Annotated in this window: 15 protein-coding genes; 6 read left to right on the top strand and 9 right to left on the bottom strand. The window is 68.0% G+C overall.

The genetic code is table 11. From position 1 onward, the window contains the following. The first annotated feature begins 200 nt into the window (after positions 1-200). Together G6N67_RS27405 and G6N67_RS27400 are read left to right on the top strand one after the other, a co-directional pair. Positions 201-914 carry a DUF427 domain-containing protein gene (locus G6N67_RS27405; protein ID WP_036436825.1) on the top strand — a complete coding sequence of 238 codons (714 nt, stop codon included), beginning with the start codon at positions 201-203 and terminating at the stop codon, positions 912-914. Continuing rightward, positions 902-1,384 carry an aldose epimerase family protein gene (locus G6N67_RS27400; protein ID WP_036436824.1) on the top strand — a complete coding sequence of 161 codons (483 nt, stop codon included), beginning with the start codon at positions 902-904 and terminating at the stop codon, positions 1,382-1,384. The genes G6N67_RS27405 and G6N67_RS27400 overlap by 13 nt, the downstream gene beginning before the upstream one ends. On the opposite strand, the gene G6N67_RS27395 is transcribed toward G6N67_RS27400, so the two are convergent. The 8 genes from G6N67_RS27395 to G6N67_RS27360 form a co-directional block, all read right to left on the bottom strand. After that, a complete protein-coding gene (locus G6N67_RS27395; protein WP_036436822.1) occupies positions 1,377-2,621 on the bottom strand; it encodes a MinD/ParA family ATP-binding protein in 1,245 nt (414 codons plus the stop codon). The genes G6N67_RS27400 and G6N67_RS27395 overlap by 8 nt on opposite strands. Before the next feature lie 173 nt (positions 2,622-2,794). Continuing rightward, on the bottom strand, positions 2,795-3,712 hold the full coding sequence (locus tag G6N67_RS27390; protein ID WP_036436820.1) for an alpha/beta hydrolase: 918 nt from the start codon (positions 3,710-3,712) through the stop codon (positions 2,795-2,797). Positions 3,713-3,716: 4 nt separating this feature from the next. Next, a complete protein-coding gene (locus tag G6N67_RS27385) occupies positions 3,717-5,237 on the bottom strand; it encodes a flavin-containing monooxygenase (protein WP_036436818.1) in 1,521 nt (506 codons plus the stop codon). Beyond that, positions 5,219-5,932 (bottom strand): SDR family NAD(P)-dependent oxidoreductase, encoded by a 714-nt coding sequence (locus G6N67_RS27380; protein WP_230021707.1) that lies wholly within the window; start codon positions 5,930-5,932, stop codon positions 5,219-5,221. The genes G6N67_RS27385 and G6N67_RS27380 overlap by 19 nt, the downstream gene beginning before the upstream one ends. A 17-nt stretch (positions 5,933-5,949) precedes the next feature. Next, entirely contained in the window at positions 5,950-6,729 is a 780-nt protein-coding gene (locus G6N67_RS27375) for an HpcH/HpaI aldolase family protein (protein ID WP_036438368.1), read from the bottom strand. Then, complete coding sequence (locus G6N67_RS27370; RefSeq protein WP_036436816.1) at positions 6,726-7,694, bottom strand: zinc-binding dehydrogenase; 969 nt, start codon at positions 7,692-7,694, stop codon at positions 6,726-6,728. The genes G6N67_RS27375 and G6N67_RS27370 overlap by 4 nt, the downstream gene beginning before the upstream one ends. 1 nt (position 7,695) lies before the next feature. Further along, positions 7,696-8,925, bottom strand: coding sequence for a cytochrome P450 (locus tag G6N67_RS27365; protein WP_036436815.1), 1,230 nt, complete (start codon positions 8,923-8,925; stop codon positions 7,696-7,698). A gap of 7 nt (positions 8,926-8,932) precedes the next feature. Then, positions 8,933-9,637 (bottom strand): hypothetical protein, encoded by a 705-nt coding sequence (locus G6N67_RS27360; RefSeq protein WP_036436814.1) that lies wholly within the window; start codon positions 9,635-9,637, stop codon positions 8,933-8,935. Positions 9,638-9,713: 76 nt separating this feature from the next. On the opposite strand from G6N67_RS27360, the gene G6N67_RS27355 reads away from it, so the two are divergent. Together G6N67_RS27355 and G6N67_RS27350 are read left to right on the top strand one after the other, a co-directional pair. Next, positions 9,714-10,565 (top strand): SMP-30/gluconolactonase/LRE family protein, encoded by an 852-nt coding sequence (locus G6N67_RS27355; protein WP_036436813.1) that lies wholly within the window; start codon positions 9,714-9,716, stop codon positions 10,563-10,565. 9 nt (positions 10,566-10,574) lie between these two features. After that, entirely contained in the window at positions 10,575-11,414 is an 840-nt protein-coding gene (locus G6N67_RS27350) for a thioesterase family protein (RefSeq protein ID WP_036436812.1), read from the top strand. A gap of 44 nt (positions 11,415-11,458) precedes the next feature. Here the strand turns inward: G6N67_RS27350 and G6N67_RS27345 are convergent, their stop codons facing one another. Next, positions 11,459-12,715: a cytochrome P450 gene (locus G6N67_RS27345; RefSeq protein WP_036436811.1), complete on the bottom strand. Its 1,257-nt coding sequence runs from the start codon at positions 12,713-12,715 to the stop codon at positions 11,459-11,461. Positions 12,716-12,859: 144 nt separating this feature from the next. Between G6N67_RS27345 and G6N67_RS27340 the strand changes: the two genes are divergently transcribed. Together G6N67_RS27340 and G6N67_RS27335 are read left to right on the top strand one after the other, a co-directional pair. Continuing rightward, positions 12,860-15,067: a glycoside hydrolase family 3 C-terminal domain-containing protein gene (locus G6N67_RS27340; protein WP_036436810.1), complete on the top strand. Its 2,208-nt coding sequence runs from the start codon at positions 12,860-12,862 to the stop codon at positions 15,065-15,067. A 49-nt stretch (positions 15,068-15,116) separates the two neighbouring features. Beyond that, the gene (locus G6N67_RS27335) at positions 15,117-16,091 is read left to right on the top strand and encodes a phosphotransferase (protein ID WP_036436809.1); all 975 of its coding nucleotides are present in this window, start codon (positions 15,117-15,119) and stop codon (positions 16,089-16,091) included. Positions 16,092-16,125: the final 34 nt, after the last annotated feature.

Here is a 16,125-nt window from a genome sequence, read left to right as displayed (position 1 = left end):
GCAGATCGGACGGGCAGGCGGTCGAGCCTCGATCTGGTCACCGTCATCTCGTCACCCTCCGGTATGGCGCGTATCACTCAACAGCGTGACATTTATCCATCAATCTGTAAAGCTCCTATTGTGGCGCGACGGTGTCCGCACACGCCGGTGCGGGCACTCGGGTCATCGCCGAGTCGTGCCGCCAAAGAGGAGGAGCCGCAATGACTCTCGTGGCGGGTAGCGGGCCGCTCGGTCCACGACCGGCCGGTTGGTTCACTCCGCCGATCGACGGTGTCGTCGTATATGTCGAGCCGCACCCCCGCCGGATCGAGGCATTCGTCGGAAACACCCGAAAGCTGGACACCGAACGTGCGCTGTTGGTGCACCGGCCGGGACATCCATTGAGCTATGCGTTTCCCCGCGACGAGGTCGACGGTCTGCCGTGTGAGCCGGTATCCGAGGCCGAGGGTTATGTCTCGGTGCCGTGGGACGCGGTCGACGCATGGGTCGAGGAGGGCCGCCGGCTGGTGCACTACCCGCCCAATCCCTATCACCGCGTCGACTGCCGGCCGACACGACGCGGTCTGCGCGTGTGGGTCGCCGACACCGTGCTGGCGGACACCGATGACACCGTGATCGTGTTCGAGACCGCGCTCGAGCCACGGCTCTACGTCGAGCCCACGGCCGTGCGCACCGACCTGTTGCGGCGCAGCGCGACCACCACGTACTGCAACTACAAGGGCACCGCGACCTACTGGTCGGCCGTCATCGGCGATACCGTGGTCGAGGACATCGCTTGGAGCTACCCCGAACCCCCGCCGGAATCCTTGCCCATCAAGGGATTTCTGAGTTTCGACGCCACCCGGGTGCACGTGCACGCGGAGTTGCCCGGCTCCTGTGACGATCAGAAAGGTGACCACCATTGGGCATCGTGACCACCAGCTCGGAGACGGCGTTCAGCCAATCCGCCGAGACTGTCTACGATTTCGTCACCAATCCGGCCAACTGGACCAAGACCTACCCGGGCAGCGGCCGGGTAGGCGACCTGCCCGGCCGGCTGCCGCTGCAGGTGGGTGACACCTGGACCGAGGCCGGGCCCGACGGTTCGCACGTCTACACATGGCAGTTGGCCATTGCGACGCGGCCGCGCGTGTGGGTGTTCAGTTCGGTGGGCAACCTCGGACATGACGCGGACGGCAACGGTGGTCTGCCCGGCCGGATCACCGTGGAATACCGGTTCACGCGACCGGGTGCCGAGGTCACGCTGTTCCGTCGGACCATGACGATCGAGGCGTACAGAGACGCACCGCTGCCGGACGCGCTGTTCCGGGTGGTCAACCCGGCCAACATCGACAAGTACCACGCCGCGGTGGCACGCGAGTTGGAGCACGTATCGGTCAGTTGACCAACGGGGTCTCGAAGTCTTCGGACAGCGCCGCGGCGAGCTCGAGAACGCGCCGCCGGAACTTCGGGCGCAGCAGGTCGAGGTGGATGTCGGTACCCGCGGCGATGTGCTTGTCCCACGGCAGCACGAACACGCGCCCGGGCGCGACATGCTTCTGGAACTGATGCACCAGGTCACCGATGTCGACGTTGGGCTTGGCCGACCCGACGTGGTTGACCACGACACATGACCGGCTCAACAGATCGTGCCGCCCGTTCTGCCGCAACCAGTCGAGGGTCACCGCGGCTTGGCGGGCCCCGTCGATCGTCGCGTTCGCCACGATGACGCCACTGCACACCGTCTCCAGCACACCGCGGGCCGCAGGGGTGAACATGTCGGCCGCGCAATCGGCGAGCACCACGTTGTAGTGCTGCGACACGATGCCCGTGGAGGCGATCCAATCCGTGTCGTCGAACGCGCGGGGTGAGCTGCTGTACTCGGCTCCGGCGAGCACCTCGAGCTTCGACTCGTTCATGCTCGTGAAGGCCCGAACGTCGGTGTAGCGCGAAAGGTCCTTTGCCGCCAGCAGATCCGCAACGGTGGCCGCGGATTGCCTGCCGACACGGTCGGCGAGGTTGCCGCCCGCGGGGTCGGCGTCGATGGCCAGGATCCGGTCGCCCCGCACCTGGCTCAGCACGGATCCGAGGGCCACGGTCACCGCTGTCTTGCCGACGCCGCCTTTGAGCCCGAAGACGCCGATCTGGTACGACTCCCTGGCGTTGCGGCGCACGCGCGCGAACAGGTCGAGCTCGTACAGTTCGTCGCGCGACAGACCCACGTTGATGCGGGTGGTGCGGTACAGCAGCCGCCGCCACCCTCGCCGCGAGTGCATCTTGACCGCGGAGCGCACCCCGACGTGGGCGAAGTTGTCGATCGCGCGGGGCACGGCAACCGGTGCGCCATGGGGCGGCACGGGCGTCTGCAGTATCCAGTTCTCGGCCGGCACGCCGACGGGCGGACGAGGCGGGTCGGCCGGGACAGGCGGGATCTTCGCCGTGATCTCGGCTTCGCCGGCCGGGGGCGCCGGCCTGGGGAACCTGGACGGCAACACCGCCGGCGGAGCGTTCCCGTGTCGACTCTGACCGTTGGACATCGCCGGGACCGAGCCGCTCAACAGAACGTCGAGCTCACCGTAGTCGGGGTCTTTCGCGTGCTTAGGGTCTCTGGCGTACGTGAGCCGGTCGTTGTCGGCCGACATAACTACCTCTCAATCGCTGACCTGCATCTGACCGGCCCGAAGGGCTACCGGCCGGACGTCCCCGTCACACCGCGCCGCACGGTGACCGTCGCGCGATCTCCGTAACGCAGATTGGCATTATCGCCCATATCGGTGGCCTCGCGCGCCCCCGAGCAGCTCAGCTAACGCACACGTCAATACAGGGCGCGCCGCAACGCGGCTCCTTGCAGGGCAAACAGCTGTCGGCTGATCTCCCACTCGGGCAGCAGCGAATCGAATCCGTGGCACGTGCCCGGGAAAACATGAAGCTCGGTGGGCACGTCGGCCGCCAGGAGGCGGCGGGCGTAATCCAGGGCCTCGTCGCGCAGCGGATCCAGCTCCGAGCACGTGATCACGGCCGGTGCCACTGCGGTGAGATCGGCCGCGCGCGCCGGGACGGCTTCGGGCACCTCGCGGCCCGCGACATAGTGCTGCCACATGGCCGTGACCGCCGGGCCGTCGATGCCGGGCGTGTCGGCGAACCGGTGCTTGGAAACGGTCGGCCGGTCGTCGAGCACCGGCTGGTGCAACAGCTGGAGCACCACTCGTGGTGCCTGCCCGGAGGCCGACCGCTGGGCCATCAAGGCCGCCAACGCCCCGCCTGCGCTGCTGCCTGCCACCGCGATGCGCGTCGGGTCGACTCCGAGTTCGTCCGAGCGGGTAGCCACCCACCTCAGCACCAGCAACGCGTCGTCGAGCGCGGCGGGAAAGGGGTGCTCCGGGGCCAACCGGTAGTCCATCGCGATCACGACGCACCCGCCTTGCCGGGCCAGTTCCACACACTGCAGCTGATCGGTGTCGAGGTTGCCGAGGACGAACGCGCCGGAATGGCAGTAGACGACCGCGGGTGCCGGTGCGGGACCGCCGCGGAAGAGGCGTATCGCGACGGTGCGCCGGCCGAGCGAGACGCTGCCGCCGGAGATGTCGACACCCGGGGTGTCGAGAATCCGCGCCGCGTTCCGGCGCCGCCGGTTCAGGCCCGCGCGTACTGCGCCCAGTGCAGCGGGCGAGAGATCCGTCCGCGCCTCGGCAAGGTGCCGCAACGCGGGATCGAGCCGATCGAGCCAACCCATCCGGCTAACCGTCGCTGCGACCGGACGTGGCGCCCGCCGGTGCGCCTGCGCGTACCGCGGGCGGGTCGAAAACGTAGGCGCGGGGCCGGAAACGGCGTGTCATCGTCCAGAATGCCCGTGCGCTGCGTGGCCATTGCGTGACGACCCGGCCGTTCGGCGCCCGAAAGTAACTGCTGCAGCGCGTGAGCCACACCGTGCCCTGCATCCACCTGTCGATGTCGCTGAGGAACGCGGCCATCACATCGGGCCGCACCGCCACGTACGACTTCTTTTTGCGGCGCAGGTGCTTCAGCGCCCGCACGATGTACCGGGCCTGCGCTTCCAGGATGAAGATGACGCTGTTGGACCCCACATTGGTGTTCGGCCCGTAGAGCATGAAGAAGTTCGGAAAGCCCGGCACCGCCATCCCCAGATAGGCGTATGCGCCGTCATTCCAGGTGTCGCGCAACGAGATTCCGTCCTCCCCCACCACGTCGATCTCGCCCAGATAGTCGGCTGCGGCGTAACCCGTCGCGCACACCACCACGTCCACATCGAGTTCGCGCCCGTCGTCGGTCACCAACGACCGGGCCCGCAACGCCCGCGCCGGGCTGGAGACCACCTCGACGTTGGGGCGGGTCAGCGTCGGGATGAAGTCCGACGAGAACACCAACCGCTTGCAACCCAACGGATGATCCGGCGTCAGGCGGTTGCGCAATTCCGGATCGGTGACCGTTGATTCGAGCAGCCTCATGGCGATCGCCCGGAAGTGCTGCGTCTTTTCGCTGCCGTTCTCGATGACGGCGATGTTCGCCTCGCTGCGCAGCCACAGCCTGGCCCGGTAGATCTTCTTGGCCAGTGGCACATGGGCGAAGAGCCAGCGCTCCCGCTCGGTGTACGCGCGGTCCGGTTTCGGCAGGATCCACGTCGGCGAGCGCTGCACCGAGTACACGTGCCCGGCCACCCTGGCCAATTCGGGTACGACCTGTGATGCGGTCGACCCGGTGCCGAGCACGGCCACCCGCGCACCGTCGAAATCGACCGAATGGTCCCACCGCGCGGAATGCATCACAGTGCCGGTGAACGGCTCCTCCTCGACCAGGTTGGGCAGCACGGGCCGGGTGAACAACCCCACCGCCGAAACCACCACATCGAACCGGTATTCCTCGCCCGCCTTGGTCTTCAGGCACCAGTGATCGGAATCCCACTGCGCGGCAACCACCTCGGTGTTGAGCTTGAGATGCGGGGCCAGTTGGTGTCGCCGTGCGCAGCGCTCGAAGTACGCCAGGATCTCCGGCTGCCCCGACCACAGTCGCGACCATTCGGCGTTGAGATCGAACGAGTACGAATACAGATGTGATTTCACGTCGCACGCCAAACCCGGATAGGTGTTGATCCGCCACGTTCCGCCGACGCCGTCCTCGCGGTCGAAAATGGTGAAGTCGGCGAAACCGGCTTTCTTCAAGAAGATTCCCAGCGCGAGCCCGCCCGGGCCGGCGCCGATGATCCCGATGGACGTGGGCATGCTCATCCGATCTGCAGGCATTGCCCGCCGTCGACGACCAGTTCGGATCCCGTGATGAACGACGCGTGGTCGGACACCAGGAACGCGACCGCATCGGCGATCTCGGTGGCCTTCCCGAGCCGCCCGGTCACGGCCCTGGCCGCGAGCCGGCGCTGGGTGGCGGGGTCGAGCATCGGCGTCTCGACCGGGCCGGGAAACACCGCGTTGACCCGGATCCCCGCCGGGCCCAGCTCGGCCGCGGCGACCTGCGTGAGACCTCGCAGCGCCCACTTGGCCGACCCGTACGCGGCGTGGTCGGGAAACGCCCGGATGGCACCGGTGCTGCACGTGTTGACGATGGCGGCGCCGTCGACGCGGCGCAGCGATTCGAGGGCCGCGCGGATTCCGAGGAACGGGCCGAGGCAGTTGACGCGCCAACTGTTTTCGAAACCGTCCGGCGTCTCGACGGCGATCGGAGCCCGGTGCAGCACGCCGGCGTTGTTGACCAGGGTGCGTAGCGACCCGAACCTCTCCACCGTCGTCGCCACGGCGGCTTGCCATTGATCGGGGGACGTGACATCTAGCGCGACGGCGATCACGGCGTCGTCGTATTCTGCTGTGCTCGACCGTAACTCGTCGACCAGCAGATCCGCGGCGGCCACCCGGAAGCCGTCGGCCACCAGCCGGCGCACGATTGCCGCGCCCTGGCCGCGTGCCGCACCGGTCACCAGTGCCACGTGGTCGGTGGGTTTGGTCAGTGGTATCCCCCTTGTCGGTCCTCGGCCTGGCCGGTCGCGTCGTGCAGATGCCCGGCCGCGCCACGGCGCAACGCCTGAGATTCGGAGGTCAGCGTGATCATGCGGTAACCCTGTGCGGCCGCTGCCTTTCCGAGTTTTCCGGTACCGGCGTGAATCCCGGTGACGAGGCCCGCTGATGTGGCAGTGGATTGAATCGCCGCCATGGCCCCGCCGACGTCAGGCTGCGTCCAGGCGTCGGCAGGCCGAAATCCCATCGAGATGGCCAGATCGGCAGGTCCGACGTACACCCCGGTCAATCCCGGAACCGCGCAGATGTCGTCGACGGCGCCGAGTCCACGTGCGGTCTCGATCATCACGAAGACCGACACGCGGGCCTCGAGCGCCGTGGTGTCGAGTCCCAGGCTCGCGCGTAACGGGCCGAAGCTGCGAACCCCGCCGGGCGCGTACCTGGTGGCAGCGACCGCTTGTGCGGCGTGCTCGGCCGATTCCACCATCGCGATGATCACGGCGTCGGCGCCGGCGTCGAGCACCCGGCCGATCGGTGCCGGATCAGCCGACGGCAGCCGAACCACGGTCGCGATCGGCACATGCTCGACCCGGCGCAACAACAGCGCCACGTCGGCGTCGTCGAGATAGCCGTGCTGGACGTCGAATCCGACATAGTCGTATCCCGCCGCCGCGAACTCCTCGGGTCCGAGCATGGTCGGGCCCACCACCCAGCCGCCCCACATCGGCTCGCGCCGGCCGAGTACTGCCTGCAGCCTGCTGGGGTTCATGCGGTGATCGCGATCTTGACCCGGCCCGGCGTCGGCAGGCACGCCAACTCGAACGCGGCCTGCACATCGTCGATTCCGAAGGTGTGCGTGATGTAGGCAGGCAGGAGGTCGGGATGCGCGCGGGCGAACTCGTCGGCACTGTGCAGCATCCGCCGGCGGTCCAGTGTCACGCCGGATTTCAGCGTCAGGTTCTTGCGCAGCATGGTGCGCATGCTGATCGGATAGCTGTCGTCGTCCGGCACGCCGAAGTAGAAGACCGTGCCGCCGAATGCCGCGGCCTCCAGCGCGTGGTTGAGGGTTGCGACCTGATGCCCGACGGCCTCGATCACGACGTCGGGTTTGTCGCGGGGGTCGAGGTGCCGAACCCACCGGTCGCTGGTAGCCCGGACCACGTCGTCGACGCCGAACCGCGGGCCGATCTGAGCGCGGTCCACCGGGTCGACGCCGGTGATCTTGGCGGCACCGAGAGCCTTTGCCACATAGGAGAACAGCAGGCCGATCGAGCCCTGCCCGAGCACCGCGACGTGACGCCCGGCAAGTCCAGGGAGCTGCTCGACGGCGTACAGCACGCACGCGAGCGGCTGCAGGCCGACGGCTGACTGCGGGGACAGCTGCGAGTCGTAGGGAGCCAGGCCGTTCCCGTCTGCGACCACGCGGGCCATCAGACCGTCGAAGCCCGAGGCCCAACCCACCACGCGGGCTCCCGGCAGGTGACCGGGATGGCGACTCGCGAGCACCTCGCCGGCGATCTCGTGGATCGGGAAGCCGTTCATCTCGGCGGCGCGAGACCCGGTGTCGCCGGGGAGTTTTCCTTGAGCACCACGGAATCCGGGCAGATCGCTGCCGCAGATCCCGGCGGCCTCGAACTTCAGGAGCACCTGCCCGTCGCACAGTGACTCCGGCGAGGGCTCCGCGACGTCGGTGCGTTCGAACGTGAACGGCGCGACCAGGCGGTAACACCACACGTCACACCTCCACGGGAAGGTTGTTCCAGCCCCATTGAAAGCTCGACGGCGGCCGGGACGCGGCGGTTTCGTCGACATGGTAGTCCGGCACGCGCTTGAGCCACTCCTGGATCATGATCGTGATCTCCAGCCGCGCCACGTGCACGCCGAGGCAGAAGTGCTGCCCGCGGCCGAACGACAGCAGCCGCTCGATCGGCCGGTTCCAGATGAAATCGTCAGGGTTGTCGTACTCCCGCTCGTCACGGGCCGCCGACGCCAACAGCGTGATGACGCGTTGCCCGGGGTTGATGGTGGTGCCGTGAATGGTGAAGGGCCGCCGCACCGTTCGGGCGAACCACTGCGCGGGCGCGCTGTGCCGGATGATCTCTTCCCGGGCGGTCGGCACGTTGCCTTCGAGATCGGAACGTACCGCGGCCAACTGGTCTGGATGGCGGAGCAGTTGCCAGAGCCCGGTCGCGGTGATCTTCGGGACCGTCTCGGTGCCGCCGATGAACACCCCCAGCATCTGCACGGCGGCTTCCATGTCGCCGAACGCCGAACCGTCGGGCAGCCGGTATGAGATCAGGCTGTCGGCGATCGGCACGCTGCCGTCGGCACCTTCGGCCCGCCTGCGTTCGACGATCGGGGTGAGATATGACAGGTACCCTGGGCGGGCGTTGCCGACCTCCACACCTTCGCCGGGCTGCGCGAGACTTCCCGCGTTCACGGTCGCGAGCACCTCGGGAGCCAGAGCGGCTGGGAGCCCGACGAATTCGCACACCATCGTCGCTGCCACGATGCCCCCGTAATCCTGCGTCAGGTCGAATCGGCCTCGCGGCAGCAACTCGTCGAGGCGTTCGTTGGCCAGCGTGCGGATCCGGTCCGCCAGTCTGGTCACGGACCGGGGGCGAAACTGCGCCGACGTGCACCGGCGGACGTTCTCGTAGATCGGCGAATCGAAATTGGCGTGAAACGGCATGGGGTGCAGCGGCGGATCGGGCACCGGGCCGTCGTTACGACGAGCGAGGACATTCGCGGCCGGCAGCGTGCCCTCCGACGCCACGAACGTTCCGTCGTTGACCCCGAGTACGTTCCAGATGTCGTCGAACCGGGACAGCGCATAGGTGTCCCATTTGTCGATGTGATAGACCGGGTGTCGGTCGCGCAGGATGCGGTAGTACGGCAGCGGATCTGCCATCACGTCCGGGTCGAACGGATCATAGGTGAAGTCCTGCAGGACTGGCTGTTTCATCGCGGACCTACTGCAACGGCGAAGAGGGCAGCGCCGCGAGGATCGAATCCTCCCAACCGTCGCGCAGCGCGGGGGCGACGCTCATCCAGGTGACGATTTCCGCGGGCGGGCTGTCCTTCCACGACGGGTAGTGGTTTTCGAAGCAGTCCCAGTCGTCGTCGAGCGCCCAGTAGTGGATGACCTCGTTGAACCGGAACGTGGTGATGTACGACCCGAGCCAGCGCTTACCGGTCGATTCCGACCACGGCACGTACAGCCGTTCCAACTCACGGATGTAGTCGTCCTGCCGGCCCGGCTTGGTCTGCATGATCTCCTGGATCACCAGACCCGCGCGGAAGTTCTCCTGCCGCAGCTGCGTCAGCGTCTTGTTGTACTTGCCCGCGTACATGATCCGGCCTTCACCGCTGGCACCGCTCTCGGAGAGGTATGCCGCCCATTGCAGAGCGGGCTTTTCATGGCTGCCGCCCGCGGCCTGCGCCCTGCCGATCCGCGCGTAGTCGGCGAACGCGTCGATCTCCCACATGACGGTCACCTGCGGCCAGTGCCCGTTGTACGGCGTGGTTTCCCACAACGCGAACAACCGCGCGCCGAGGTCGGCCATCATCGGCTGGTAGATCTCGTCGAAGGTTTCCGTGAATCGGTCTACGCGACCGGAGCCCAGATCGATGGTCTCGTGCAGATACAGCAGCGTGTGGCCGTAGAACTTCTTCATCTAGGGCGTCCCGGTGGTTGACAGTGACACCCTGCGAGCGTGACACTTGAGGCGTGATTTGTAAAGGCGCGTGGACATGACGGTCGGGGCCGAACTGGTGCGGACAACCGAACTGGCCAACGGATTCTGTTTCGGTGAGGGGCCACGCTGGTTCGAAGGGCTGCTGTGGTTCTCGGACATGCTCGGCGAGGCCGTGCACACCGTGACCCTCGGCGGCGCCATTACGACGCTGAGCGTGCCGGGACATGCCCCCTCCGGCTTGGGTTTTCGGCCCGACGGCACGCTGCTGATCGTCTCGACGGAACGCCGCCAGGTGCTGCGCTACGACGGTGACACCGTGGATGTGCTGGCCGACGTGAGTGCACTGGTGCCCGCGGCGCTCGGCGACCTGGTGATCGACGGGCACGGCCGCGCCTACGTGGGCTCGCAGGCTCGCTCGGGCGGGGTGATCGTGCGGATCGATCCCGACGGCACCGCGCGCGTGGTCGCCGAACACCTCGACTTCCCCAACGGCATGGCCATCACACCGGACGGCACGGCGCTGATCGTCGCCGAATCGACCGGGCGTCGCCTCAGCGCGTTCGCCGTCGGCGCCGACGGCGATCTGTCCGACCGTCGGGTGTTCGCCGAAGGGCTCGACGGCCCGCCCGACGGTATCGCGATCGATGCCGAGGGCGGGGTCTGGACCGCGCTGACGCTCGCGCATCGCTTCCAGCGCATCGTGGATGGTGGAGCCGTGACCGACCGGGTCGACGTCGGTGACCGCACTGCGATCGCGTGCGCGCTCGGCGGCCCGGAAGGCCGCACCCTGTTCCTGGTCACCACGGCCGATGCGTATCCGCAGCGGCTCGTGGGGACCAAGTCGTCTCGCATCGAGGCGCTCATGGTGGATGTGGCCGCACCCGGTGACCACGTCCATCACCACTGACGGGCGGCCATGTCGGACTCCTACTACGAGCTGATCGACACCGATCGGCACGGCGCGAGATTTCGCGCAACGGACCTGGTGCGCGGCACCTGGTCGGCAGCCATTCAGCACGCGGCCCCCGTCTCGGCGTTGCTGGTCCGCGCGCTCGAGCTCTGTGAGCCACGCAGCGACACCCGGTTGAGCCGCGTCGCGGTCGATCTGATGGGCGCCGTGCCGTCCGAGGGGGATCTGTGGGTGCGCGCCCAGCTGGACCGGCCGGGCAAGCAGATCGAGTTGGTGAGCGCCGAGATGCTCGCGCCGGGACCGGACCGCGCACCGCGAGTCGTGGCCCGCGCGAGCGGCTGGCGCATGCTGACGCTGGACACCGCGCCGTTGCGGCACGCGGCCGCGCCGCCGCTGCCGCCGTTGGAGCGGGCCCGCAGTCGCGACATGGCCAAGAACTGGGAGCCCAACTACGTGCACAGCATCGACTGGCGGTGGCTCACGGTGCCGCAGGCGCCCGGGCCGGGCGAGTCGTGGCTCAAGCCCATGGTCGACCTGGTCAAGGGTGAAGCGATGACGCCGTTGCAGCGCCTGTTCACCGTCGCCGATGACGCCAACGGCATCGGCTCCAAGATCGACATCCGCGAATGGACGTTCCTCAACACCGATCTCGTGGTGCACGTGCATCGCGTGCCCGACGGCGACTGGATCGGCATCCGGGCCGACACCAGCTACGGCCCGGACGGCATCGGCACCACGGTGGGAACCCTGTTCGACCAGACCGGCGCCGTGGGCGCGATCCAGCAGTCGGTTTTGGTGCGCCCACGCCGCCCACCTTCTCCGCGGAACTGCATTCCCGGTCGCTGACGCTCGGTCTTAGCGACCGGGAATGCAGTTCCGCGGGGAGGCCGCTACCGCACAAACGCGGGCACGCGCTTGATGCCGTGCACGAAGCTGCTGTAGAGCAGCTCGGGCTCGCCGAACTCGACGGTCTTGAGCCGGGTCAGTAACTCACGGAACAGGTTTCGCAGTTCGGTCTTGGCCAGTTGGTTGCCGAGGCAGAAGTGCGGACCGCCCGCGCCGAACCCCACGTGCGGGTTCGGCGAACGGCTCAGATCGAATCGCTGCGGTTCGGTGAACACCGACTCGTCACGGTTGGCCGAGCAGTAGAACAACCCCACCTTGTCGCCCGCGTTGATCCGCTGGCCCGCGACCTCGACGTCCTCGGTGGCGAACCGGGCGAACTGCAGCACCGGCGTCGACCACCGGACGAACTCCTCGACGGCCAGCCCGATACGGTTTTCGAAATCCGCCATGAGCCAATCCTTTTGCTCCGGATTCGCGGCCAACGCCAGCATCGCGTGCGTGGTGGTCTGCTTGGTGGTGTCATTACCCGCGGAGGCGAGCAGGATCAGGAACGCCCCGATCTCGTCGTCGGTCAGCCGGTGCCCGTCCACCTCGGCATCGACGATGCTCGTCATGAGGTCGTCACCGGGATTGGCGCGGCGGAACTTGGCCAGCTCCACCCCGGTACCGGACAGGAGCATGATCTCGTTGATGGTGTCGGCCGCGCGTTCTTCGATGCTCGAATACTCGTCGTCGCTCATGCTGAACAGCTTTTCGGCGGCCCTCGCGAGTGCAGGCTGATCGGCGCTCGGCACGCCGAGCATGTCGAGGATGGTGACCATCGGCAGCCGGGCCGCGCAGTCGTGTACGAAGTCGATGTCGCCCGCACCGACGAGGTCGTCGACCACCGCCACGGCGTTGGCATGGATCTGCTCCTCGATCCTGCGCACGTTGCGCGGCGTAAACGCCGAACTGATCAGCTTGCGATAGGTGGTGTGCTCGGGTGGGTCCATCGTGAGGAAGAACGATGCGAAGCGCTGCACATCGGCGGGCATCGGGTCGAGCGCCACTCCGAGGGTCGAGGTGAACAGCTCGGGATGCTGGCTCGCGAACTGGAGGTCGGCGCGCCGGGTCAGCGCCCAGAACCCGGGCTCGGAGATGTCGAACAGCGTCGGCAGCGGCCGGTGCCAGGTCAGGCCGTCCGTCGCGCGCAGCTGTGCGAAAGTCTCGTCGCGCACGTCGAACGGTTGACTCCAGAACTCGTGCGACGTGATGTCGAACGGGCTGTATTCGCGTGCCTGCGGCGTACTGGCAACTGTCACGTGGGTTCCCTCCTGCGGGCTGCGACGGCAATGTCACACCAGAACTCAGCGTGACAGTTCACTGAAAATTTGTAAAGGCAGAGCCCCGCGGGACGTAGCCCCGGGAAACCGCACACCCGCCGCGCACGGCTACCCTCGGGAAAGGTGACCCCCTACGACACACGCATCGCCGAACTGAGCCTGCCGCAACGCGCCGCCCTGGGCAGCGGCGCGACTTTTTGGACGACCAAGGCCGTCGACGGCGTTCCGGCGATCATGCTGACTGACGGCCCACACGGGGTGCGCAAGCAATCCGGCAGTGCCACAGACCATCTCGGCGTCGCCAGCAGCGAACCGGCGACGTGTTTCCCGCCCGCAGTCGGGCTCAGCCAGACCTGGGATCCGGAGCTGGTCGAGCGGATCGGCGTGGCCCTGGGTGACGAGTGCCGGTCGTTGGGCGTGCACGTGTTGCTCGGGCCGGGCGTCAACATCAAACGAGATCCGCGGTGCGGGCGCAATTTCGAGTACTACTCCGAGGATCCGTTGTTGTCCGGGGCACTCGGCGCGGCGTGGGTGCGCGGCGTGCAGAGCCGGGGTGTCGGCGCGTCGCTGAAGCATTTCGCGGTCAACAACGCCGAGCACGACCGGATGCGGGCCAGCTCCGATGTCGACGAGCGGACGCTGCGCGAGATCTACCTGCGGGCGTTCGAACGCGTGGTGCGCGACGCCGCACCGTGGACGGTGATGTGTTCGTACAACCGCATCAACGGCACGTACGCCGCAGAGAACGCCTGGCTGCTGACCGAGGTGCTGCGCGGCGAGTGGGGTTTCGACGGTGTGGTGGTCAGCGATTGGGGCGCGGTGCGCGACCGGGTCGCCGCGGTCGCGGCCGGCCTCGACCTGGAGATGCCCGCGACGGGCGGTATCACCGACGCCGACGTCGTATCGGCCGTGCAGGAGGGCGCGCTGGACGAATCCGTCGTCACGCGGGCCGCGGGCCGGGTCGCCCGACTGGCCGCCCGCGCAACGGAAAATGCCGGCACTCGCACGCCTTTCGACGCCGACGCGCATCACCGGCTGGCCCGCGAGGCAGCCGCACAAGCCGTCGTGCTGCTCAAGAACGACGGCGAGGTCTTGCCGCTCTCGCCGTCGACACTCGCCGTCATCGGCCCGTTCGCACAAGCTCCGCGCTACCAGGGCGGCGGCAGCTCGCACGTGAACCCGACCCGGGTCGACATCCCGCTCGACGAGATCCGAAGCCACGCGGCAGGTCACGAGGTGACCTACTCCCCCGATGTCGCGAGCGCGGTCGACGCCGCCCGGTCTGCCGACACCGCGATCGTGTTCCTCGGCCTGTCGGCGGAAGCGGAATCCGAAGGTTACGACCGTGACGACATCGACCTGCCCGCAGAGCAATTGGACCTGCTGCGGGCGGTCGTCGACGTGCAGCCCCGCACCGTGGTGGTACTCGCGCACGGCGGCGTGGTGCGACTCGACGAGGTCGCGACTCTCGCGCCTGCCATCCTCGACGGAGCGCTGCTCGGGCAGGCAGGCGGCGGCGCGATCGCCGACGTGCTGTTCGGAGCGGTGAACCCGTCCGGGCGGCTGGCCGAAACCGTGCCGCTGCGCCTGCAGGACAGCCCCAGCTACCTCAACTTTCCGTCGGAGCGGGGTCATACCGTCTACGGCGAACGGGTTTTCGTCGGTTACCGAGGCTACGACGCCCGCGACATCGCGGTCGCGTTCCCGTTCGGCCACGGCCTGTCCTACACCACATTCGCCTATTCGGACCTGCGGGTCGCCGAAGGACGCGACGGCGTGACCGTGCGAGTGACGGTCGAGAACAGCGGCGCACGGGCCGGGCGCGAGGTGGTCCAGGCCTACACCGGGTTGCCCTCGTCGCGGGTTGCCCGGCCGCCGCGCACACTGGCGGGGTTCGCCGGGGTGACGCTGGCCCCCGGCGAGCAGACCACTGTCGAAATCCCGGTCCGCAGAAGCGATCTGGCGTACTGGGACGTCGCCGCGCATCGGTGGGCGGTGGAAGCCGGTGAGTACACCGTATGGGTCGGTGCGTCGAGCCGGGATCTGCGACTGTCCGCCACCGTGAAACTGGAGGGCGATGAACCGGTGCAGCCGTTCACGGCCGAGTCGACTCTCGGCGAGATTCTCACCGATCCGGTGGCGGCGCCGCTGGCCGTCGCGGCGCTGAGCGAAGCCGTTCCCGGCGGGACCGGCGAGTCGGCGCTGGGCACCGATCTGCTGAAGATGATCGCGTCGATTCCGCTGGGACGGCTCGCGGGATTCTCGGCAGGCCGGATCACGCGTGCCCAACTCGATGCGCTGCTGGTGTCGATCAACTCCGCACGATCGTGATAGCCCACCAGCGTATTTACATTTCTTCGTATATTTGTAAACTCGACGGATGCTCCCGGTGACCCGCCGCGGCACTGCCGCCCTGCGTTTGGCGGTGCACGTGGGCCAGGACGTGCAGCGTATCGCAACCGACGCGGCGGTGTTCGTCAAGATGCCCGCCGCAACGACGGCGACCCGGCTGATGGGTGACCTCGGCAGGCTGGCGCACACCGAGGTGCGGTTCTACGAAACCCTCTCCGGCGCGCTGCCCGGCGTACCCCGGTGCCACGGCACCGCGTTCGACCCGGTCACCGGCCGGTTCGTGCTGGTGCTGGAAGACCTTGCTGCCGGGCCGTGCGAGTTTCCCGACACCCTGCATCCCCTCGACCGCGACCGGGCCGCGCTCGTCGTCGAACTCCTCGCCCGCCTGCACGCCACCTTCTGGGGCCGGCTGCCCGCCCACAGCGGCACCGGACCGCTCGGCTGGTTGTATTCGGCGTCGGAGGACGACACGTCGCTGCTGACCGGGCCGCTGCTCAAACTCTCGACCCGCCGACTCGCCGAACGCACCGACATCCCCGTTCACCACGGCCGGTTCATCGACGACAACTACCGCCGCGTCGCGCACCTGCTCGATCAGCCGCCACACACCGTCATGCACGGTGACGCACATCCGGGCAACGTGTACTTCCGGGACGGGAAGGCCGGACTGCTCGACTGGCAGGCGGTCCGGCGCGGACACCCGGGCCGCGAACTCGCCTACACGCTGATCACCAGCATGACGACCGCTGACCGCCGGGCCGCCGAGCACGACCTGCTCGACGAATACCGCCGCGCCTTGCGCGCGGCGGGCGGGCCGGACCTGGATGGGGACGAGCTGTGGGAGCGCTACCGCATGGGCGCGCTGTATGCGTACACCGCGGCCGTGATCACCGCGGGCCTGGGCGGCATGCAGGCCGACGACATCGCGGCCGAAGGTGCGCGGCGCGGCGTCGCGGCGCTGGCCGACCTGGAGACTGTGGCAATACTCCAGAAGTTGCTGTGATGGCCCTACCATTTGGTGAACCACAATCGACCGA

It is taken from the genome of Mycolicibacterium mageritense, from assembly GCF_010727475.1.
GTDB classification, from domain to species: Bacteria; Actinomycetota; Actinomycetes; order Mycobacteriales; family Mycobacteriaceae; genus Mycobacterium; species Mycobacterium mageritense.
Note: the sequence above shows the minus strand (reverse complement) of the source record. Positions and strands in the feature narration are given on the sequence as shown.